This window comes from Candidatus Methanodesulfokora washburnensis, from assembly GCF_003947435.1.
Taxonomy (GTDB): Archaea; Korarchaeota; Korarchaeia; order Korarchaeales; family Korarchaeaceae; genus Methanodesulfokora; species Methanodesulfokora washburnensis.
Map to the genome: position 1 here is coordinate 1 of NZ_RCOS01000125.1, position 21,577 is coordinate 21,577.

24 protein-coding genes are annotated in these 21,577 nt (G+C 44.0%); 16 read left to right on the plus strand and 8 right to left on the minus strand.

The annotated features are described in order from the left end of the window. Positions 1 to 117: 117 nt before the first annotated feature. The gene (locus D6D85_RS10515; protein ID WP_237558827.1) at positions 118 to 360 is read right to left on the minus strand and encodes an AbrB/MazE/SpoVT family DNA-binding domain-containing protein; all 243 of its coding nucleotides are present in this window, start codon (positions 358 to 360) and stop codon (positions 118 to 120) included. Positions 361 to 505: 145 nt separating this feature from the next. On the opposite strand from D6D85_RS10515, the gene D6D85_RS10520 reads away from it, so the two are divergent. Further along, complete coding sequence (locus D6D85_RS10520; RefSeq protein ID WP_125671994.1) at positions 506 to 1,081, plus strand: hypothetical protein; 576 nt, start codon at positions 506 to 508, stop codon at positions 1,079 to 1,081. 76 nt (positions 1,082 to 1,157) lie between these two features. On the opposite strand, the gene D6D85_RS10525 is transcribed toward D6D85_RS10520, so the two are convergent. Further along, positions 1,158 to 2,600: an aminotransferase class I/II-fold pyridoxal phosphate-dependent enzyme gene (locus tag D6D85_RS10525; RefSeq protein ID WP_125671995.1), complete on the minus strand. Its 1,443-nt coding sequence runs from the start codon at positions 2,598 to 2,600 to the stop codon at positions 1,158 to 1,160. Between the two features lie 48 nt (positions 2,601 to 2,648). Between D6D85_RS10525 and topA the strand changes: the two genes are divergently transcribed. From topA to D6D85_RS10540, 3 genes are read left to right on the plus strand one after another with little or no spacing between them, the layout of a single operon-like run. Then, positions 2,649 to 4,772: a DNA topoisomerase I gene (topA, locus tag D6D85_RS10530; protein ID WP_161969830.1), complete on the plus strand. Its 2,124-nt coding sequence runs from the start codon at positions 2,649 to 2,651 to the stop codon at positions 4,770 to 4,772. Continuing rightward, positions 4,769 to 5,518, plus strand: a complete 750-nt coding sequence (locus D6D85_RS10535) for a histidinol-phosphatase (protein WP_161969831.1) — start codon at positions 4,769 to 4,771, stop codon at positions 5,516 to 5,518. The genes topA and D6D85_RS10535 overlap by 4 nt, the downstream gene beginning before the upstream one ends. 38 nt (positions 5,519 to 5,556) lie before the next feature. Next, positions 5,557 to 6,807 carry an MFS transporter gene (locus D6D85_RS10540; RefSeq protein ID WP_125671998.1) on the plus strand — a complete coding sequence of 417 codons (1,251 nt, stop codon included), beginning with the start codon at positions 5,557 to 5,559 and terminating at the stop codon, positions 6,805 to 6,807. Here D6D85_RS10540 and D6D85_RS10545 read toward each other — a convergent pair. The 3 genes from D6D85_RS10545 to D6D85_RS10555 form a co-directional block, all read right to left on the minus strand. Then, positions 6,739 to 7,047, minus strand: coding sequence for a PadR family transcriptional regulator (locus tag D6D85_RS10545; protein WP_125671999.1), 309 nt, complete (start codon positions 7,045 to 7,047; stop codon positions 6,739 to 6,741). The two genes, D6D85_RS10540 and D6D85_RS10545, sit on opposite strands and share 69 nt — an antisense overlap. Before the next feature lie 205 nt (positions 7,048 to 7,252). Further along, positions 7,253 to 8,113 carry a PLP-dependent cysteine synthase family protein gene (locus D6D85_RS10550; RefSeq protein WP_237558828.1) on the minus strand — a complete coding sequence of 287 codons (861 nt, stop codon included), beginning with the start codon at positions 8,111 to 8,113 and terminating at the stop codon, positions 7,253 to 7,255. A 4-nt stretch (positions 8,114 to 8,117) separates the two neighbouring features. Continuing rightward, positions 8,118 to 8,534, minus strand: coding sequence for a ParB N-terminal domain-containing protein (locus tag D6D85_RS10555; protein ID WP_125672000.1), 417 nt, complete (start codon positions 8,532 to 8,534; stop codon positions 8,118 to 8,120). A 66-nt stretch (positions 8,535 to 8,600) separates the two neighbouring features. Here D6D85_RS10555 and hypF point away from each other — a divergent pair, with 66 nt between their 5' ends. From hypF to D6D85_RS10605, 10 genes are all read left to right on the plus strand, one after another. Next, positions 8,601 to 10,835, plus strand: coding sequence for a carbamoyltransferase HypF (gene hypF, locus D6D85_RS10560; protein ID WP_125672001.1), 2,235 nt, complete (start codon positions 8,601 to 8,603; stop codon positions 10,833 to 10,835). An 84-nt stretch (positions 10,836 to 10,919) separates the two neighbouring features. Next, entirely contained in the window at positions 10,920 to 11,603 is a 684-nt protein-coding gene (gene cbiM / locus D6D85_RS10565; protein ID WP_125672002.1) for a cobalt transporter CbiM, read from the plus strand. A 2-nt stretch (positions 11,604 to 11,605) separates the two neighbouring features. Beyond that, a complete protein-coding gene (locus tag D6D85_RS10570) occupies positions 11,606 to 11,902 on the plus strand; it encodes a PDGLE domain-containing protein (RefSeq protein ID WP_125672003.1) in 297 nt (98 codons plus the stop codon). After that, positions 11,899 to 12,720, plus strand: coding sequence for a cobalt ECF transporter T component CbiQ (gene cbiQ, locus D6D85_RS10575; RefSeq protein WP_161969832.1), 822 nt, complete (start codon positions 11,899 to 11,901; stop codon positions 12,718 to 12,720). Before D6D85_RS10570 ends, cbiQ begins: the two co-directional genes overlap by 4 nt. Then, the gene (locus D6D85_RS10580; protein ID WP_161969833.1) at positions 12,702 to 13,454 is read left to right on the plus strand and encodes an energy-coupling factor ABC transporter ATP-binding protein; all 753 of its coding nucleotides are present in this window, start codon (positions 12,702 to 12,704) and stop codon (positions 13,452 to 13,454) included. Before cbiQ ends, D6D85_RS10580 begins: the two co-directional genes overlap by 19 nt. Positions 13,455 to 13,955: 501 nt before the next feature. Beyond that, positions 13,956 to 15,296, plus strand: coding sequence for a hypothetical protein (locus D6D85_RS10585; RefSeq protein WP_125672006.1), 1,341 nt, complete (start codon positions 13,956 to 13,958; stop codon positions 15,294 to 15,296). A 3-nt stretch (positions 15,297 to 15,299) separates the two neighbouring features. Next, positions 15,300 to 15,899 (plus strand): hypothetical protein, encoded by a 600-nt coding sequence (locus D6D85_RS10590; protein WP_125672007.1) that lies wholly within the window; start codon positions 15,300 to 15,302, stop codon positions 15,897 to 15,899. A gap of 31 nt (positions 15,900 to 15,930) precedes the next feature. Then, the gene (locus tag D6D85_RS10595) at positions 15,931 to 16,518 is read left to right on the plus strand and encodes a hypothetical protein (protein WP_125672008.1); all 588 of its coding nucleotides are present in this window, start codon (positions 15,931 to 15,933) and stop codon (positions 16,516 to 16,518) included. Continuing rightward, the gene (locus D6D85_RS10600) at positions 16,509 to 16,766 is read left to right on the plus strand and encodes a hypothetical protein (RefSeq protein WP_125672009.1); all 258 of its coding nucleotides are present in this window, start codon (positions 16,509 to 16,511) and stop codon (positions 16,764 to 16,766) included. Before D6D85_RS10595 ends, D6D85_RS10600 begins: the two co-directional genes overlap by 10 nt. A 190-nt stretch (positions 16,767 to 16,956) precedes the next feature. Beyond that, positions 16,957 to 17,352 carry a hypothetical protein gene (locus tag D6D85_RS10605; RefSeq protein ID WP_125672010.1) on the plus strand — a complete coding sequence of 132 codons (396 nt, stop codon included), beginning with the start codon at positions 16,957 to 16,959 and terminating at the stop codon, positions 17,350 to 17,352. 66 nt (positions 17,353 to 17,418) lie between these two features. Here D6D85_RS10605 and D6D85_RS10610 read toward each other — a convergent pair whose 3' ends face one another. The 3 genes from D6D85_RS10610 to D6D85_RS10620 are packed head-to-tail and all read right to left on the minus strand — an operon-like array spanning position 17,419 to position 19,498. After that, positions 17,419 to 17,700: a hypothetical protein gene (locus tag D6D85_RS10610; protein WP_125672011.1), complete on the minus strand. Its 282-nt coding sequence runs from the start codon at positions 17,698 to 17,700 to the stop codon at positions 17,419 to 17,421. 51 nt (positions 17,701 to 17,751) lie between these two features. Next, positions 17,752 to 19,191, minus strand: coding sequence for a radical SAM/SPASM domain-containing protein (locus D6D85_RS10615; protein WP_202617277.1), 1,440 nt, complete (start codon positions 19,189 to 19,191; stop codon positions 17,752 to 17,754). Beyond that, positions 19,169 to 19,498 carry a helix-turn-helix domain-containing protein gene (locus D6D85_RS10620; RefSeq protein WP_125672012.1) on the minus strand — a complete coding sequence of 110 codons (330 nt, stop codon included), beginning with the start codon at positions 19,496 to 19,498 and terminating at the stop codon, positions 19,169 to 19,171. Before D6D85_RS10620 ends, D6D85_RS10615 begins: the two co-directional genes overlap by 23 nt. A 145-nt stretch (positions 19,499 to 19,643) precedes the next feature. On the opposite strand from D6D85_RS10620, the gene D6D85_RS10625 reads away from it, so the two are divergent. Both D6D85_RS10625 and D6D85_RS10630 read left to right on the plus strand, forming a co-directional pair. Beyond that, positions 19,644 to 19,946 carry a TIGR04076 family protein gene (locus tag D6D85_RS10625; protein WP_125672013.1) on the plus strand — a complete coding sequence of 101 codons (303 nt, stop codon included), beginning with the start codon at positions 19,644 to 19,646 and terminating at the stop codon, positions 19,944 to 19,946. Between the two features lie 55 nt (positions 19,947 to 20,001). Continuing rightward, on the plus strand, positions 20,002 to 21,543 hold the full coding sequence (locus D6D85_RS10630) for an ATP-dependent DNA ligase (protein WP_125672014.1): 1,542 nt from the start codon (positions 20,002 to 20,004) through the stop codon (positions 21,541 to 21,543). Positions 21,544 to 21,577 lie beyond the last annotated feature (34 nt).

The window sequence follows — 21,577 nt, forward strand, 5'->3', positions numbered from 1 at the left end:
ATTGTCTGATGCGTTACATACAATTTTACAGCTCCCTCTACAGCAGCATCGAAAAGTCTATCCGCTAAAATCTTATAGGGGGAGCTCTTTATTATACGCTCAACCACCACGCTTGTGTCAATCACGTATTTCCTTGAGGATCGCACTTATCTTCCTCCTCTCAAGCTCATTCTCCTCCTTTAAGATCTGATCAACAATTTTAGGATCTATTTCTACTTCTCTCGGCCTGAATGGCTTCAGCACAATTTCTCCCTCCCTAGCTTCAGCTATAACCTCCCCCTCATCTATCCCGGCAGCTTCCCGAATGGATTTCGGAAGTATTAAAACCCCCTTCTTCCTCATCCGAAGCACAACTCTCACTTCAGTTCACCAACAATGCTAAGTTAAACTTATATTAAAAGTTAACCTTTTCAGTACTTATCAACCGGATGAAAGCAAGCTGAGGATTGTATACAGGAGCTTAAATAACTTCTCTAAATGAAATAAAGACTTTTTAGGCAATGCGTTGCAAAGCAGATTTCGGGAGGCGATTGAGTTCCACCTAATCAAATCCCTGAACAAAGGTCATTCTAGGAACTATCCAGATCTGAGCATGGTCAAGGACATCATAGACAGCTATATGAGGGAAAAAGGAATTAAAGACGAAAATATAGCAATTAAAGAGCTTATAGAGAAGGGATATAGGTACTGGAGCTTGGAGAAGATATATCAGAATGTATCGGAGAGGGAGATATGGGATATCAGGTACAAGCTGTTGAAAGTTGAGGGCAGATATCTTTACTACAGGTTGCGACTAAAGGAGACTATTGATGAGATGAAAAGGCTTGTCCTCATGCTCAGCAGTGTCATGTCGGAACTGGAGCTCTGCTACAGGCTTATGAAGGAGAGAGATCCGAGCGCAAAGCTGGATGAAGACAAGCTGAGGGAGGAGAAGAAGTCAGTTGAGAATTATGTGCACAGGTATATAGCGAGCTTAAGGGAGGATGTTGAGAGAGCTGCTGTCGATAACGAGCTGGACATCTTAGCAGAGATGGAGGATCTCATGAGGAGATATAGAAAGGAGTTTCGATCAACACAGTAGAACATAAAAACTATGCTAATAGGATATAAAAGTTATAGAAATAGATAAGCCACCTAAAACAAATAGCCTTGCGAAATTAAGGAGGCCTGAGCACTTCAACCTCCCTTAAGGACATATCCTTGGCTATTATGATCCCTCCGGCTCTCTTCACCTCCCTTATATAGTCTATGTCCTCCTTTCTTATCAGAAATCCCTTTATGAGTATCGGAATACCTGGAGGATATGAGACTATGTTCTCAGCAGATACTAAGCCCTGCGCAAGATCTAGAGGAACCCTTCTTGAAACAAGCTTTTTTGGCATCCTTCTCACTAAATATGGCTCTATTTTCGGTGAATCACATCTCAAAGGTGGAAGCAATAGGCTCTTTCTGTTCATTGAGTGCCTGTCCTTCAGGGAATCCTCAATGGCATTAACAGTTGGCTCTACAGATTCCTCCTTTAGCTGAAAGGTTGCAAGGAACAGTATTGAGTTGTAATCTGCTTTTTCAGGGACTATTCTGTAATTAGCCTGAAGCATATTGTCCAGCTGGAATCCAGTTATATCGAAGTTCGTCAGGACAATCTGAGTTTTTGTCAAATCCATGCCCGAAATATGATCTTTCCACTTCTCCAGCATCTCATCATCCATTATTCTCAGGCCTCTTATTCCTCTAAGCTTCTCTCTAAAGATCTCAGATATCCTTATTATCCTCTCAACCTCCTCTCTTCCTCTTCTCTCCAGATGGCTCCTAGCTGCATCAAGGGATGCAAGAAGGTGATAAGAGGGGCTTGTGGTCGCATATCCCCTGTAAGCATCAAGCATTAAATCGGAGTCTATCACCCTCTCCTTCCAGTGTATCATCCCAGTCTGTTGAAGGGATCCTCCCTGCTTATGCGTGCTCTGTATGCTCACATCAGCCCCTGCGTCCATTGCTGTCTCGGGAAGCTTTTCACTGAACTTGAAGTGAGCTCCCCAAGCTTCATCCACTATAACGATTATGCTGCTATCGAAGTTGTTCACAACTCTAACTATATCCCTAAGCCTACAGGAAAGGCCCTCATATGTGGGATTTGAGAGGAGAACTGCAGTTGCCTCAGGATTCCTTTCCAAAGCCTCCTTTACATCATCAGGAGTTGGAGGTATGAGGGAATCTATTTCTGGATCGTAGTACGACTTTATAAACCTAAACCTTATTCCGAAGTCCTCGCAGGCATTCTGGACGCTTATATGGATGTTCCTTGTGACGAGGATGAGGGGATTTCCGTACATCAGGGATAGATATCTCATCACGACATAGACGCTACCAGTGGATCCATTTACACTGAAAAGGGTTCTATCAGCATTATATAGCTTGGCAGCTCTCTCCATAGCCTCCTCGAATATCCCTGTTATCTCTATCGGATTTCCGTGCAAGGAGAATGATGCGGAGACATCACTGCCGTATATATCAGTTACTTTCTTCGCTTCCTGAAGAACAGAGGGGGTGCACCACCTTATGTACTTCCCCACCTCATTGTTCAGAAGATCCACTAAATCCATAAGCTCATGAGAAGGGGGAGTTTTTAAAAAGAGATTGTGATACCAGCTGTGAAAAAGATCCTCATAATAACTGAGAAGCCAAGCGTTGCTGAAAGAATAGCTAGAGTGCTGAGCGGAGGAAAGATGAAAGAGGAAGTTAAGGGAAAGGTGAAAATCTACAGGTTTTACAGAGGGGATCTTCACACAGTTGTGCCGGCATCCGGCCACATCTTCCAGCTGGATTATCCCGATGGAAAATGGACATATCCCATAATAGTAGAGCCTGAAAATCTTATTTACAAGCCAATAGCCGGAAAGAAGGCCTACATAGACGCAATAAAGAGAGAGGCGGAGGATGCAGATCTCATAGTGATAGCAACTGATTTGGACACAGAGGGCTCGGCAATAGGTCTTGAGATACTGGAAGCTCTGAATATAAAAGGAGAGGTCAAGAGGATGGAGTTCAGCTCCCTCTCAGAAGCAGAGATAAAGAAGTCATATGAAAATTTAAAAAATATGGATTATACTAGAGCATATGCCGGCTTTGCCAGAAGAGTGCTGGATCTAGAATGGGGAGCAAATATCACAAGAGCTCTCACTCTCTCAGCTAGAAACCACAGATGGGTGAAGCTTTTGAGCTCAGGGAGAGTTCAGGGGCCAACGCTTAGGATGATAGTTGAGAGGGAGAGGGAGATAAGAAGCTTTGTCCCGGAGAAGTTCTACGTCATAAAGGGGATATTTGAGGCAGGAGAGAGGAAATTTGAGGCCTTTCTCAGGGGTAAGATAAAGGATCCTGGAAAAATAGAAGAGATAAAAACCCTTGTAGGCTCGGAGTCTAGGGCTAATGTGAGAGAGAGGAAGGTCTCGTTGAGACCTCCGCCTCCGTTCGATGGGACCACGATGCAGATAGAAGTGAGCTCCATAACAGGATTGACTCCAAGGCAGATAGCTGATAGAACAAGGGGGATAGCACAGCAACTATATGAAGCAGGTCTGATAAGCTATATAGGGACTGAAAGCCAGAAATATCCAAAGTCTTGGAGAAAGGAGGATTTTCTGGACATGGTGAAGATAATAGCATCCTACAGCCCTCTGAGCAGGGATGCGATGTGGGTTCTGGAGAACATGAGGGAAAAAGCCGTTGAAGGAAGAAAAGATGATCCAGCACATCCATGCATTCATATAGTCGGGGCTCCGGAAAAAGGATTCCCTACAGAGAACCACAGGAAGGTGTATGAGATAATAGCAAGGAGGGTTCTGGCAACTCTATCTCCGGACGGGGAGGATATGAGAACTATAATCTCTGTCAGAATCGGGGAAAACGTCTTCATAGCTAGAGGAGTTGTAAGGTTATCTGATGGATGGAGAAGGGTTTATCCCTTCATGAAATCCGAGGAGAAACCCCTTCCAAGGATAGAAAATGGGCAGGAAGTGAAGCTTATTGATATAAAGGTGGAGGAAAAGGAGACAAAGCCTCCAAAGAGATACACCCCTAGAAGCTTGATAAAAGCCATGGAGAAGCTTGGACTGGGGACAAAGAACACAAGAGCTGTCATTCTGGACCTTTTAAAGGAGAGAGGTTATGTGGAGGGAAAGACCTTCAGGCCAACCAAGATAGGGGAGAGGGTTGTCGATGTCCTATCCGATTTGGTGCCGGAGATAGTTGATCCTAATATGACAGCAAAGTTAGATGAGGCGATGAGAAGGATAGAGATGGGTGAGCTAAACCACAAGGACTTCCTCAGGAAGACTTTGAATGAGCTGTCTGGCTACATGATCAAGTTCAAGGAGCTAGAAAAAGCAATAGGAGAGAGTATATCCTCAGCAATAGAGGCTAAATCTGTCGGAACATGCCCCAAATGCGGAGGAGCTCTTGTTTTGAGAAGGAGCAGATTTGGCCCTTTTGTAATCTGCATTAATGGAGATGTAAAATACGACTTAATGCCGAAAGAGAGAGTTATCGAGGGCTCCTGTGAGTGCGGCCTTCCGCTAGTTGCTGGAAGCATAAGGACAAAGAGCGGGAAGCACATAAAATATGAGAGATGCTTGGGCAACTGTGATAGATCCCCTCTCAGATGCTCCAATTGTGGCTCAACAGCAATACCAAAGAGAGGAAAATACGGCGTATATGTGAAATGCAGCTCATGCGGTTCTGTCAACTTTTTCAAGATCTCCCGGGCGAAGAGAGGATGAAGCTCAGGACAAACTATCATATCCACACTCAGTGGAGCGATGGGGATAACTCGGTGGAGGAGGTTGTGAGGACAGCAGAGAAAGTTTTCGATGAGATAGCTATAACAGATCACCTCGTCATAAAGCCGGATGGTTCACAAGAGCCTTATTCAATACCTGCAGGTAGGATAAAGAGCTACTTGAAGGAAATAGAGAAAGTTGAAGCGCAGGTAAGGGTGCTCAAGGGCCTTGAGGTGGACTACTTTCCTGAATCTGAGAGAATTATAGAGAATTTGCTGAAGGAGCTGGACCTTGATTTAGTCATAGGAAGCGTTCATTTTGTCGACATGGCTCCAATAGATCTTTCGGAGGAGTTCTGGATTGGAAAGAGCCAGAGAGAAGTGGATGAAATATACAGAAAATATTATGAGCTTGTGGAAATGGCATCGTCATCGGGCTTGTTTGATGTTATCGGCCACCTTGACCTGCCGAAGAAGTTCGGGAGAAGAAGTGATATATTCCCCGAAAACCTAGATGTAGAAGTTGTGGAGATAAACACCAGCGGATTAAGGTATCCTGCTAGGGAGATCTATCCAGCAGAGGCGATCTGCAGGAAGCTTGTCCAGAAAAAGGTCAGGTTCACAATAGGAACCGATGCTCACTCTTTAAACCATCTTTCTTATTGTATTAAGGAAGCTGAAGAGCTTCTAGAGAGAATATCTGGGGAGAGAGTGGTCTTCAGGCATAGAGCTGCAGTTCCCATCTGACCATAGGTTATTAAATAGGATCTCTATCACCGAGGAAGATGCCCTATCTGAAGGAGCTCACGCCTATATACCTTTCAGTGCTCTCAATGAGACTGAGCTTTGGGCTTGTGGTCTTCGCTCTCCCTCTATACATAGGTGAGAAATATCTCTCAGTTGGCATAATTGCTGCTGCATATCCTGTTGCTGAGCTTCTTCTCGTCTTCCCCTTCGGAGTCCTATCTGACAGATATGGAAGGAAGGTTTTTCTGCTTATCGGGCTCCTCTTATCTGCTATCGATCTTCCTCTCTTCTCCCTCACAAGGAACACCATTCTGCTGACATTGATACATGGAATTCAGGGGATAGCAGCTGCATCTGTTATGGCAAGCTCTCTGGCAGCAGTATCCGATGTAGCAAAGGAGAGCAGAAGGGGGAGGGAGATGGGAATATACGATCTTGTGAACATGGCAGGCTATATAATAGGTTTCCCCCTCTCCGGATTGGTAATAGATGCAACAAAGGATATGAGATCCCCCTTCTTTGTTGCGTCCCTTATAGCTGCTCTTGGATTGATTATAACAGCTTTTCTTCTCCCAAGAGACATTGGAAGATCCACAATGGATCTTAAAACCAGACTTAAGATCGCATTCAAGGGGATAACGGGGGGAAGAGAGGCCGTTCTGCTGACAGTTATGTGGTTCACCATAATGATGTTCATAAGCTTCTTTCTCACATTTGGACCCCTCATCATCAGAGGCATGGGAGGGCATCACAGCTTCTTCAGAATTGGATCCTATTTGTCAGCTTTAATAGCAATCCTAGCCATAACCCAGCCCCTTTACGGATATATATCTGATTTAATAGGGAGAACAAAGGCTCTTCTCACCGGTTCTATCTCCATATTTCTCCTTCTGATCACAATTTATGCATGGCATGCAGGATTTGTGAAATATCACATTGCAATTCCATTGATAGCGATCTTGGGCCTTGGATCACTCATGTTCTCCCCTGCCGGGCTTGCATTCCTTGCTGATATATCCAAGGAGGGAGCTAGAGGCTCTTTCATGGGATTCTACAGCTTCATAATGAACTTGGGGAATGTCCTAGGGCCTATAATGGGAGGAGCCTTTATGAGCGCATTTGGTCCAAGGGATGGGATATCAGCCATGATACTGCTGGGAGCTATCCTCACCGGATCCTCTGTCCTAATCTTTATGATAAAAAAGAAAAAAGAGGGGAGTTCAGGCGGTTATAGTCTGGCTTATCGCCTTTCTGGAGATATCCAGAACGTATTTGCCCTTGTCGGTTAGCTTGTACACCTTTCTTCTGTCTTGCCACACTCCCTCGACAAGCCCCAGCTTCATCAAACTGTATATTATGGCATATATTGTAGTTGATCCCATTTTTGCATGAGAGAGTTCAAGTATCTTCTTTTTGACTCCATATCCATGCATTGGCTCTTTTTCAAGCAATGCCAGTATTATATAGGGTGCAAGATCTTTCCAAACTAGGTCCTCAACCTTCTCGGTCTCCCTCTTGGGTCGGGTCATATGTTTCACCCACTTAAGTTTAGAACCACTTGCTTATAAACATTTCTTCCATCAGAGGTACTGAAGAAAAACTTAGAATTTCAAGTAGAATTTCTCATCAAAGACTTATTTTAGATAGAATTTTATCCATTTCCTTTATTACAGGAAATTCTCCTTTGAGGTTCAATATTCGAACAGATCAGTGCTGAGATACTTGAGCCCGTTATCAGGCAGAACTGCCACAATTGTCCTCCCTCTTCCGATCTCCTTTGCCTTCTTCACAGCGACATCCATTATTGCTGCAGAACTCTGGCCTACTAAAAGCCCCTCCTTTCTCGCAAGCTCCCTTGCTATAAGCTTTATTGAGCTGAGATCCTCTATTTCCACTATCTCGTCGAAGGCATCTGGCCTGAACAGCTTTGTTGGATTTTCCTCGGCTGGATTTCTCAGCCCCTGTATGCTGATACCGGGTTTTGGAGTGACTCCAACTATCCTCACATCTTTTTTTGTATTCCTTCAGCCCCATCGATATTCCAACACCTGTTCCAGCAGTTCCTATGCCAACTACCACCATATCGACTTTGCCAGATGTCTGCTCTATTATCTCCCTCGCTGTTGTCTGGTAATGAGCCATTATATTAGCTGGATCGCTGAACTGATCCAGATCCACATATTTCTCCGGATCCTCCTCTATGATCCTTCTTTTCAGCTCTATCGCACCTGCCGTCCCCTTTTCCCCAGGAGATAGAATGAGATCTGCACCATATGCCCTTATTATCTTCCTCCTCTCTATGCTGACGGATTCTGGCATCACAACCACTATCCTATATCCTTTGACAGCAGCTATCATCGCCAGAGCTATTCCTGTATTTCCCGATGTGGCCTCTATTATCACCTTGTCCTTTCTAAGTCTTCCTGATGCCTCAGCTGCCTCCACTAAATAGAGGGCCATTCTATCTTTCACAGATCCTCCTGGGTTGTACCACTCAAGTTTTGCCAGAAGCTCTGCATCCTCGCTGCTCACAAGCTTGTTTATCTTTACCATTGGGGTTCTACCTATTAAATCAAGAACGCTTCTGGCTATCATGAGATCACCTCAGCGCCCTGATATCAAGTCTCACATCCGGCTCTATTCTGGATATGTGGAAAAGATGGCCCTCCAGCGATATCATGTGCTTAGTTGTCTTGGGAGGAAACTTTCTTCCCTCTAAAGCAGCTCTTATCACATCCTCCTTGCTTATGCTATGGGGAGTAACAACGATCTTTTCAGAGCTGTAATCCAAGATGATGGCTGGTATTCTTCTGAGCCCTATTGCTCTAGCTGCCTCAACTCTGTGATGTCCATCGAGAACGACAAAACTTGATTGATCAACTGCAATAGCCTTTTTTATGAACCCATCTTTCAGAATTCTTGCTGAGAGAGAGGCAACCCTTCTCTCTACTATATTTTCATGACTTAATAGGTTTGATATATCGAGAAGAAGGATATCCAACACAAAGATGGTCACCCATCCTCATCACCGAACTACTGAAGAACAGAAGGAAATATAAGCTATTCCATTGCAGGAGGAGGGATGCCCAAGACAATAAGGATAACTGGGATAGTTCAAGGAGTTGGGTTCAGGCCATTCATCCACAGGCTGGCAACGGAGCTCAAGCTAAATGGATATGTGAGAAACCTAGGTGGGAGCGAGGTTGAGATATACGTTGAGGAGGATGATATAGACCTCTTTCTCGAGCTTATAATGAGAAGAAAACCGCCTCCAGCCAGAATAGATGAGATAACAGTTCTTTCATCCAGATCAATTGGAATAAAGGGGTTCCACATAATGGAGAGCGGAAGGGAGATGAAAAAACCCTCCATGATACCTCCGGACTTTGGAATATGCGAGGACTGCTTGAGGGAGGCGTTGAATAAAGGGGACAGAAGATATGAATATGCCTTCAACAGCTGTGCTTGGTGCGGTCCTAGATATAGCATGATGTTCACAGTTCCATACGATAGGGATAACACCTCGATGAGGGATTTCCCTCTCTGCGACAACTGCTTATCTGAGTACAATGATCCGGGAAACCTGAGGAGATTTCATGCAGAGGGGATAAGCTGTCCTCAGTGCGGGCCTGTCCTATGGCTGGAGGATGAAAGAGGAAGGGTAATCACAGAGAGACCAATTGAAACAGCTGCCGAACTCATAGATTCTGGAAAGGTAGTAGCAGTGAAGGGAATAGGTGGCTATCACATAGCAGCTTTAGCAACTGATGATGAGGTTGTATCGGAGCTCAGAAAAAGAAAAAACAGGCCGCAGAAACCATTTGCCCTGATGGCCCTTGATCTGAATGTGGCATCGAGCATAGTGGAGATAGAAGGAGTGGAGAAATTGCTGACAGGACCGGAGAGACCCATAATTCTGCTGAAAAAGAAGAGAAGTAGGGTATCGGATCTTGTGGCTCCCGGTCTAAATTATCTTGGTGTTATGCTTCCATACTCAGCCTTGCACTATCTTTTACTCGAGAAAACTAAGGACAAGTTCCTGATAATGACAAGCGGAAATCTGAGAGATCTTCCAATGTGCAGAGATGAGGAATCAGCTAGGAGGGAGCTTAGAGGGATAGTGGATTACTTTCTGCATCACAACAGGAGAATAGTGAACAGAGTTGATGACAGCGTCCTCAGAATAACAAACGGAAGAATTACAATGATAAGAAGAGGAAGAGGATATGCTCCCATGTGGTTTGAGCTTCCCTCAAAGCTGGATAGACCTGTTGTTGCACTTGGAGCAGAGCTCCAAAATGCAGGAGCAATTGCATTTGATGATAAGGTGATTATGACCCAGTTCATAGGGGATACTGATGTTTACGAGAATTTATTGGAGCTTGATAGAGCGATAAAGTTCCTAGCTGGGGCATATAAAGTTGAGCTGAGCGATGCATTATGCGTAGTTGATATGCATCCTGAATACAAATCCAGGATCCTATCGGAGGGATTTAGGGATGTTTTGGAGGTTCAGCACCACCATGCCCATTTGCTTAGCGTTGCTGGTGAGAGAAAGCTGAAGAAAGACAGAATTGTAGGCATAGCTGTTGATGGAATAGGATATGGAGCAGATGGGACGTACTGGGGAGGAGAGGTCCTTCTCATAGAGGGAGGGGATTTGAGAAGGATAGGAGGGCTCAAACACCAGCCTATGCCCGGCGGGGATCTTGCCACCCTTTATCCTGTCAGAATGTTGATAGGCATCATGTCCACATTCATGACAGATGATGAGATTTGCAGCTTTTTGAAAGAAAAAAACTTATATAAGCATCTTCCAAATGAGATGAAGGAGGCAGAGCTGGCATTGAGACAGGCAAGAGGATCAATAAGGACATCCAGCCTTGGTAGATTTCTTGACTCCGTTTCAGCTCTGCTGGGCATCTGCTACAAGAGGACATATGAAGGAGAGCCTGCCATGAAGCTGGAGTCCTTTGCTGAAAACGGAAGGCTTCTTGACGAAATAGAGATAAAGGGGAGCGATGTTTTGGACACCTCCTACCTCATGAAAAGCATAATTGAGAGCGATGCAAGGAAAGAGGATCTTGCCTACACTGTGATATATCAGCTGGGAAGAGGTCTGGCTAGAATTGCTCTGAAAGAGGAGAATGAAGTTGTTTTTCTCTCTGGAGGGGCAGCTGTCAACTCAATATTGGTTAGGGGAATAGAGGATGAGTTGAAGAGGGAAAAGGTTAATCTTCTATTGAACGAGAGGGTTCCGGCCGGAGATGGGGGAATTGCCCTAGGACAGATCATGGCTGTGCTTATGCGAGGTTAACACCTTATGCCCATCTTAGTAACAACTTTTTTCAATTAGTGACAAAGCTTATATAGATGCCACGATAAATTTTTCGGTGACACGATGCACATACCAGACGGATATCTAGGCCCTGTGACATGCGCCTTCTTCTACATAGTGATGGTGCCCATCTGGTATCTAGCCTTCAAAAAGGCAAGGGAGAAGCTAGAGTCAAGGACTGTTCCAGTTCTTGCAGTGCTATCAGCGTTCTCCTTCATATTCATGATGTTCAACTGGCCTATACCAGATGGGACAACAGGACATGGAGTTGGAGGAGCTCTCATATCAGCTTTGATGGGACCCTATGCGGCCACAATAGCGGTAACAGTGGCCCTTCTGATCCAAGCAATCTTCTTCGGGGATGGAGGGATAACAGCATTTGGAGCTAACTGCTTCAACATGGCTTTCATACTTCCGTTCACATCATACTTAATAATGAATTTGTTCAAAAAAGTTATGAAGGATGAGAGGAAGGCCACTGTCATAGGAGCTGCTGTCGGAGGCTATGTCGGGATAACTCTAGCAGCCATATTCTGCGGCCTTGAGATAGGAATACAGCCCTTTGTGGAACCAGGATACTGTCCATATTCATTCTGGCTCTCAGTGCCAGCAATGGCATTCGCCCATCTGACAGTAGCAGGACCTGTTGAGGGAATAGTCACAGGACTTGTTCTGGAGTACCTGTATAGATACAGCCCGGATTATCTGAAGCTAGAGAAGATAGGGCCGAAAATCCTGGGGGTGTAAAGTTGAGAAAGACGATTGTTGTCCTTGCAATATTGATATTGCTGACCCCTCTTGGCCTCCTTGCCCCTGGAGAAGCTTGGGGGGAGTGGAGTATAGAGGACTGGAATGTAAGCGAGAGCTGGAAGAGCGTGGCTGAGAAAATAGCAAATATATGGAGTGCCCCTCTGCCAGATTACAACCTTCCGGGATGGGAGGAGGGAGCCCTTCCCTATCTGGGATACATAATATCAGCAATAATTGGGGTAATCCTGATCGTCCTCATCACAATTGCTATAGGAAGGATTCTGGCGAGAAAATGAAGGGCCTTGCAGAGAGGACAGTAGAGGAGGCGATGAACTACTTTAAGAGGAGTATGAGAAGCGAGTTTAGCGGGAAAAAAGGCCTTCTTCAATCAGTGGATCCGGCATCATGCCTGATATCCTCCCTTATTTTTCTTTTCACATCCATAATCTGTAAAAATTTAGAGCAAATCTTTCTGCTCTTTGTTGTATCGGTTGTTATAGCTGTGGCTTCAAGAATATCCTTGATGAAATTTCTGGCAAGAGTGCTGTTTTTCATACCAATTTTCACCATGATAGTGATGATTCCATCAATGTTCTCATGGATAACCCCCGGAAAAGCCCTGTTTTCATTCTGCTCAATCAGCATAACAGAGGAGGGAATTAGAAAAGCTCTTATCTTCACAGCTAGGGTCACGGTTGCCATATCATTTCCAATAGCTGCTACCATGGCTGTTGAGTGGGATGACTTGATAGAGGGATTCAGAATTTTGAAAATACCTGATTTAATGGTGAGAATTCTTCTTATATGCTACAGGTACACCTTTCTCATGGCAAACATGGCAGTTAGTATGCTCACCTCCAGAAGGGCTAGGATTTTGTCCAAGGAATCCTGGAGGACTAGCTGGAATTGGGGGAGCGAAGCTGTTGGTGCTCTTCTGTTGAAATCCATGATGTTGAGCGAGATGGTCCACATGGCGATGACAGCTAGGGGATTCGGCAGGGAAGTTGAGGAGAGGAAGAGAATCAAAAGAAGAGGCGCAGCTTTCATCATAGCATCTTTGATAATCAGCTTTTTTGTTGTAACAGAGGGATGGAGATGGCTATTTTCGATCTAATAGATGTGAGCTACACATACCCCAATGGAAGAACTGCTCTGGAATCCGTATCCTTAAGTGTATATGAGGGGGAAGTTTTGGGAGTAATAGGGCCAAATGGTGCGGGAAAATCCACTCTGCTTCTCATAATGAGCCTTCTAATAACTCCAACATCAGGAGAAATTCTCTTCAAGGGGGAGAACTTCAGAAGGATACTGGAGGATGAATCCAAGATTTATGACTTCAGAAGAAGGGTTCAGCTTGTTTTTCAGGATCCGGATGTGCAGCTTTTCTCATCAACAGTCAAGAGGGATGTTGAGTTCGGTCCTATGCACTTGAAGAGTGGAAAGGAGCTTGAGAGATCTGTTTCAAGCGCATTAAGGCTAATGGAAATAGAACATCTTGCGGATAGGCATCCATATGAGCTAAGCGGAGGGGAGAAGAGAAGAGCTGCAATAGCATCTGTCCTGTCGATAGATCCAGAGGTAATTTTAATGGATGAGCCAACGGCGGATCTGGACATAAGAGGAAGGGAGATCCTAGTTGAATTGATACAGAGGATGAGGAGGAAAAAGACCTTTGTCATCTCATCTCAAGATGCCGATTTTATTTTGAGAACTGCTGACAGGGTGATCCTTCTCAACAAAAAAGTGATGTTCTCCGGAGATCCTGAGGAAGCCCTTCGCTTTGCAAGAGGGGAGATGGCTCCAATAGAGATGGATGCGATGAAATGGAATCTCTTTAAGTCCCACTAAAGGTTACAGGTCTTATCAAAAGAAGAGAAAACTCCTAGAGATGAGGAGAAAAGGGTTATGCACAAAAATCCTAGGTAATAAGGTAGGCAGAGATCGGAAAATTCCTCTAGACTTAAAAGAGAAGACTTCTATTAAAAATTTCTTCAATATTTCTAATCAACTTTTGAATGCTAGAAGGCTTATCTCACCCTAGAGCCCGTAAGAACCTGCAAACAAGATAAAGAGTTCTGAAGAGGTTTGCTCATGTAAATTTCATGTATTTAAATTAAGATAGAAAAACTTTTAAGGCATTTAACAAAATATCTTTTAATGAAACACTTCATTATCTGCATTAGTATTTCATAGATGGATTGCTGTTGCTTTCAGCCATCTTTATCAAAAAAAGCAGGTTTTCCCCCTCTTTTTTCAAAGAGACAACTTCCTGAACCAACATTCTAAAAAAAATAAGAAGCAGAACAAAAGAATTTTAAATAAGGATGTATATCCAGCAACGGTGGATTTATGAGGAGGATCTACCCTGCTATCATGATCCTGTTGATCATTCCAGTTCCAGTCTTCTTGGGAAACTACATGAAAAAGCCTGAAAACCGGATTTATGGAATGTACCCTCCGGATTTTTGCGAAATGAACATCTCAAAAACAAACTTTCACAACATAACAATTGATCTGAAGAAAGGATCCATTGACGTAAAATCCCTCTGCAATGGGACCAGAAGTTTCACCCCTCCATCGATAAGCAGGAATGTGACGGTAAATAAGAGCGGGAACTCCACAATACTTCTTATAAATGATATTATAAAGATGGGAGACGAAACTCACTTAAGGAGGCAGATTGTGAACATCACAGTCCTTGGAAATGGCAGATATTTTGTTGTCATCTCCGATGGGAAAGTAAGCAGATTTACCGTGGAGACCAACATTTTGTGGACACATTTAAGCACTGGAACTGTGAACAGGAGCATAAACATGACCCTCTTGAGGATAAATGGGACTGATTTCCACTATCTCAGTTATGTAGCTGTTCACTCCGATTATATAATGGTCTTCTCACATGTTTTAAGCCTGGGAACTGAGGGATACAACGGATCCTTCTCCTTCATGAACATAATACCCAGAAAAGAGATAAACAGATCCCTTGAGCTTATCGACTTCAGGTTCAACAGCAGAACAAGGACAATACCTGAGCCCCTTAGCTTTGGTTACTGCTCCCCAATACCAATGGGAATAAGTGGAGCTCAACCGGATTATGGAACAGGAGGTTATTGTGTTCCTCCTCCCTCTGTATCAGATCTCTATGAGGAGACCAAAGAAGCTCTGAGGGATCTGGCAAAAGCATATAGTGAAAGCAGTAAAGATATTTCAAAATACTATAGTGAGAGCTCTGATGACATGGGATACCTGTCTTATGTTCTGGAGAAGAAGGGATATGACAGATATGTTTACGGTGAGCACAAGGGAGCTGTCTCCACTGGGGGAAGCATGTATCCATGTGAGGAGCAATGCTACAAGTGCTGCAGCAAGTGGGATAAGGAATGTGAGCATAGCGCATGGGATAAATATATGTCGATATCGACTTCGAATATATTCAGCTCTTCTGTGCCATTTACCTGTGGTGTATGTGCAGGAGTGATAATAGCCTCATCAATTGACTGGAAGCATTTAGTAGAACTGATAACTAGCAGTGCTAGGTATAAGGCAGCTGCAGTACTAAGTATAGGAGCTGGTATATACGCATGCGGTGATTGCGCCCACAATGTGGGAGAATATATTAAGGATCTCAGCAAATGTTGCATAGGGGAGTGGTATGACTGTAACTGTCATTGTGTATCAATAAGGTGGTGAAAAATGCTGGGAGAACGCGCCCTTTTCTTATTACATGAATCAATATTGTTTCTAATTGTTATATGGAGTATATTCCTGATTCTTACATTATTGGGTTTTCCACTATTGGGAGTGATGATATATAAAGGAAGGGAGATATATGTGCTCATTGGATTTATTCTCTTCATTTTGCTTTACTTTGTAGCTCCTCTGGGAGAAGGAAAGAAGATATTTTCAGATGAGGTTAAGCCCTCGCTTGCATCTTATCTCCTTGCATTTCTCTTGTTTTCATCCGCTTTCTGGTTGAGAAGCCTCATACTGGTAGTCTTTCTATCAGGTTTCTATATTTTCACCCTGACAAGGGGCATTGGCGTCTCCAAAATTGAATACCCGAACAGGCTGAAGCAGCACTATTCTACCATGCGGTTATGCCTCATTGTATCCCTTTCCTTCAGTATCCCATTTGTTGTTCTCGGTCTATTTAAAGAACCTGAGTACGTAAGCTGTCTACCTGAGTACCTCTGTCTAGCTCACGATCTCCTAGTTCTAATTTTAGTAGCTCTTTATTTCATCATATCATCTCTGGAGATAAAGAGGAGGAGGGATCCCTGGCCTTTCCCGTAAATTTTTATCTCCACAGCAATAAGGCGGTGATATGAGGAAGAAATGGCTAAGCTATATGAGCTCAGGTTTAACAGTTGTATTTATATTATACATTATACCAATGTTTTTCCTTGATACATTCTTTTTATACTTCCGTAAAGATATATACGTGCTCATAGGAGTTCTGCTATCCTTTCTTCTCTACATCTGTTCGTGGAAGGAATTCAATAGGATAAGGGAAAAGGATACTACATTTAAAAATTTCAAATTCTCGTTCATCTCCAACCTACTATTTTTCACATTCTTCCTCAGCATCCCACTTCTTGCACCATATCCTGAAGTAGGAAGCTTCATTTTAGGTTCGCTCTCCATAGTCTTCTTCGCATTTGTGTCTATCAGCACTTATCAAAGCATGGTTCTAGGGCCAGTGAAGGGGCATTTAATGTCAATAATTCTCTTCTGCATTTATGCTATTATCTCAATCTCGATAAAAACAGGTCTGAATTACAAGATCCTATCCCTTCTCCCGCTGGCATACTTCATTGCATCAATGTTGGAGATGAGGAGAAATAGATTTCCATCCGGCTTTCTTCTGCTCTTGATGGGCCTACATCCCCTATTGCGCGCGCAATGGAGATAATGAATAAATATGGATTGGATGTTGGAGTTCATTGTTCTCTATGTTCACTAGAGCTGGCCCTAGCTTGGCATGCTATTACCACAGAAGCAGCTAACTGGGTTATTGGAGCAAGCATGGGTACTGTCACAGTGGGATGCGGTCTGTGTGGTTTTAAATTGGTGGAAGCTGCTGGTTATCGTGCAGCCAAATGCTGCATAGGAGAGTGGTACGACTGTAACTGCCATTGTGTAAACATAAAGTGGGGATGATATGGAGGAAAAATGGGGTAATATAACCGATGCGGTTTGCGCAGCATTTATATTATATGTTATTCTCCCTTTATGCTTTATGTTCTTTTCTTATAACTCTTTTTTGGCAATACTAAAATTATGGTATATCCTTGTAGAAATTCTGCTATCCTCCCTCTGCTATTTCTGCATGTGGATGAATTTCAACAGGATGAGGGAGGAGGGAGCCATATCTAAGGATGCAAAGTTCTCATTTATTTCCAACCTCTTGTTCTTCATCTTCTTCCTTAGCATCCCACTGCTCGCACCATACTCGGAATATGAGGGACATTATCTACCTTACTTCACCCTTCTCTTCCTTACATTCGAGCTTATCAGCTTTCCTCTTGTTAAACATTTCAGGCTAGTGAATGGACGTTTAATAATCATGATTGTCTTCTGCTTTCTTTCCCTTCCTTTCCTGATTCACGTGAGTCCGAAAACTATCGCAATATTCCTCATCTCGCTGGCATACTTCATTGCATCAATTCTGGATATAAGGAGAAATAGATTTCCATACTTTGCTCTGGCATATCTGGAGAGAAAGAGCATCAGGGGGTCTACATGAATGGAAAAAGCATTGCTAGGATTTTCTTCGGGATTTCGTACATGCTTTTTTCTCTCTGATGATTTATCAGCCTAAAAATGAGTCCAAGCCTTTCTCTTTTCTTCTCTTCAAGTCCTCTGATATAGATCCCAGAAGATCCTCCCATTTCATCTCCCCTCTAACCCATCTCAGCAGATCCCCTGTTCTTCCAGACATAAGCTCCAAAAAGCTTCTCCAGTCAATCACCCCCTTTACCTCCTTATAGATGTAGCTTTGAAGCCTGTTTCCATACCAAACAGCCAGTTTCTCGTCCATCACCTCCATCATCCTCTTTATCTCTTCCTTTATCTCAAGGGGCTCGGGTATCATCGGTATATCTTGGGAAGGGAAACTTAAAAAATATTCCCAAAAAGTGGGGAGTTAGCTGCTTTTCACGCTAGCTAGCAAGCTCTCATATGCCGCCTTGTTCAGGATGCATCCCGGATCTGGAGCCATGTAATCATGGAAGTATCCATAAGCTCTTGCCCTGCACCCTCCGCAGACATATCTGAATGGACACTGACCGCAGTAACTTTCAAGAGCATCCTTGTCCCTCAGGTCATTTAGCACTTTGTCATGAGCCCACCAATCATCGAATCTATCCAATATCTCCATTATGTTCCCTATTTTCATCGGGAAGAAGACGCATGGCCTTATGTCCCCGTTCGGCCACAGACCTATGTAGAACCTTCCAGCCCCGCATCCACCTATGAACTCTGCAAGAGACTTGAGCTTCCTTCCGAGCTCAGCATTGGTGAAATGAGTTGGAAATATGAAGTTCTCTGAATCTCCCTCTGTCATTAAGGCAACTCTTGAGAACTGAGGAGCTGTCGTCAGGACATTTATCTTTCTTCCGCTTCTCAGCTCCCTGTAGAGCATCTTCAGGAGCTCCTCTCTCTCATCGGGGGATAGATCCCAGTCCTCTATGAATATCCCTCTCCCCGTCGGGATGAAGTTGTACATCATGAACCATCTGGCTCCAAGTTTTTCAGACAGGTCTATAACAGATGGTATCTCCCTCCAGTTGTCCTTTGTGGCTGTCATGGCCACGTTGACAAAGAACCCCATCTTGGAAGCTATCTTTATCGCATTAGTGGCTCTCTCCCAAGCTCCATCCACACCCCTGAATTCATCGTGAGTTCTGGGATTGGCACCATCTAGGCTTATCTGGAGGAATCTAACACCTGAATCCCATAGCTTCTGAGCAGTGTTCTCATTTATTAATGTTCCATTTGTCGCCATAGCAACGTAGATTCCCTTCTCATATGCGTATCTGGACAGCTCATAGATGTCAGGCCTCACCATGGGCTCTCCTCCCGACCACGCTATTGTCACCACACCCGCCCTGTCAAATGTGTCTATCACTCTCTTCGCCTCCTCCGTGGATAGTTCATCTGGCAATGGTCTGCCTGCGTTTGCATAGCAGTGTTTGCACCTCAAATTACAGGCATATGTGACATCCCATACAACGAGAAACGGAGCTCCGGGGACAAATGGCCTCCTGACACCGAAAGTAGCTATTCCCTTTACGACAGATGAGAGGCCTCTCCTCCAGTAAGCGTCCCTCATTGCCCTCTTTATCTCCTCCTTATCAGCGCCGAATGATCTTGCTCCCAGATCTATGACCCCGCTGACTATCTTCGATGCCAGCTTGCATTTCCCACATGCATCCTCTCTTACTCCGGAATAAAGCTCAAGCGCAATCTCAAGCCTGCTCTTCTTATCCTCCTCGCAGTACTCATTAAGCTTTTTCAGAATTCCTCTGGAGAACTTATTGTCCACAAGAAACTTGAACATCTCAACCGGTTCTGCTATCGACATCTTTCTCCCTCCCCATCACCTCATCTAAAGCTGATCTGATGAGATCAGCCAGCTCTCCTGGGGAGAGAGGATGGTAGACATAGGCCAGCCTTCCGTTTATCTCAGAGGGAACTCTTCTCACTATTCCTGCTCTCACCAGCTTGGTTAAATTCTTGTATATCGTCCTTCTGGACACTTTCAGCTCCTTCTCCAGATCTGAAACCGAGCATCCGCACTTCCTGTATATGTGGTGGGCTATTCTCTCCTCCCCTCTCCCCAAGCCAAGAAGCCTTATTGCGACAGATAGGATATTCATCATTCCTACCATAAGAATTTTTGTCTTCTCATGAATATAAATTTTGTATTCATTATTGAAAATTTTATTATAATATAGACTTTAAAATAAATCGTTGAATCAAATATAAGTTAGCTCTGAAGACAGCTGTTATAAGCTGCCATCACGTTAATTGAGGATGAGCTACAGAGTAGTACTCGAGGTAAAGGATGTGAGAGGATTCTGCCCAATTTACAAGAAGGGAGACAGAATAGTCCTGAAAGGGTTTTATATAGATGCAAAGAACTCAAAGGATATCTGCATTCACATGTTCTCCTCTCTTCTTACCCTTCTCTCTGCCTTTTCGCATGGATCATCGGCTATAGAGCTTGGAATAGGAAGTTCTGAGGACATAGGCTATCTACAATGTCCGGATCCGGGCCCTCCGTATACAAAAGGGGGAACTGTTATCTTTGAGCTTAGAAGGGAGAGATCAAAATAAGTGGAACACCTGAGCTCAACTAAAGCAATTTATTTTACAGCTCCCTGAACCTAGGATGCTCCTCGAAGAGCTTGTGAAAGTGCTGAACAGGGTGAGGGAAACCTCTTCTAGAGAGAAGAAAGTGGCCATCATGGCTGATTTTCTCAGAAACTTGGATGATAATGACCTGAAGAATGTGGTTAAGCTGATCTCAGGAATAGGAAGAATTAACGTCTCCTGGGGAACTATAGCTAGGGCTGTCGGCTTATCTCAAGGGGAGGATATAGGGGAGATGGTGAGAAGATCCCTATTAGAGAAGAGAAAGCAGCACTCCCTTGTAGAAGAAGCTGTTACAGTGGAGGAGCTGATAGATCTGCTTTCCTATCTGGAGAGCCTTAAGGGAAAGGGATCCTCTGAGAAGAGGGTTGCATTGATAAGATCTTTCTTCAGAAGGCTATCTCCTGAGGAAGCAGGATTTGTTGCTAGGTGCATAACCGGGGAGATGAGGGCTGGGCTCAGCAAGGGCCTTTTAATCGAGGCAATAGGCAGGGCTTTCGGCAGAGGAGACATAAGCAAAGCACATACAGTCATTGGGGATCTTTCCGAGCTTGCCTTGATGGCAAAGAAGGGAAAGCTTCAGGTTAGCCCAAAGCTGTTCTCTCCTATAAGTCCAATGCTAGCAGAAAGCTGTTATTCTGTCAAGGAAGCTCTAGAGGAGATGGGAATAGCCGCATTCGAGTACAAACTGGATGGAGTTAGGGTTCAGGTGCATAAAGAGGGGGATAGAATCAAGATGTTCAGCAGAAGGCTTTCCGATATAACGGATAGATTCAGAGTTGAGCTTGATTTGAAATGCGAGTCCTGCATAACTGAAGGGGAAATTATAGGACTTGGGCTTGATGGAAGACCTGTTCCCTTTCAGATACTCATGAGAAAGGCTGATATAAGAAGGGAGATCCTTTTCTTCGATCTAGTTTATCTGAACGGGAAAACTCTGCTTGATACGCCCTATCAGGAGAGAAGAAAGATGCTTGAAGAGATATCTGACAAGCTGGTGCCCAGAATAGTCACAGATGATCAAAAAAGGGCTGAGGAATTTCTAAAAGAAGCTATGGAAATGGGACATGAGGGCCTGATGGCAAAGAAGCTCAACAGCCCCTATCAAGCTGGAGTAAGGGGAAGATACTGGCTGAAGATAAAGCCGGGACTTGAAAAACTGGATCTTGTAATAGTGGGAGCTGATTGGGGATATGGAAGGAGGAGCAGGTGGCTGTCAGATTACTATCTAGCTGCATATGATGAGGAGAGGGGGACATTTGAGGTAGTGGGCAAGACCTTCAAGGGATTGACCGATGAAGAGTTCGAGAAAATGACAGGAAAGCTTCTTTCCTTGGCTGTGAAAGAAGATGGAAAGACGGTCTGGGTGAAGCCTGAGGTTGTTGTTGAGGTAGCATATGATGAGATACAAAGAAGTCCAAAATATAGATCCGGATTTGCCCTGAGGTTTGCGAGAATAACAGCCATAAGGGAGGATAAAAGCCCCGGAGATGCCGATACGATTTCAAAGATAAAGAGGATATATGAATCCCAGTTCTCCAGAAAGTCAGCTAAATGGTGATAATGAATAGTAAACGCAGCTCTGGATTTTAGCT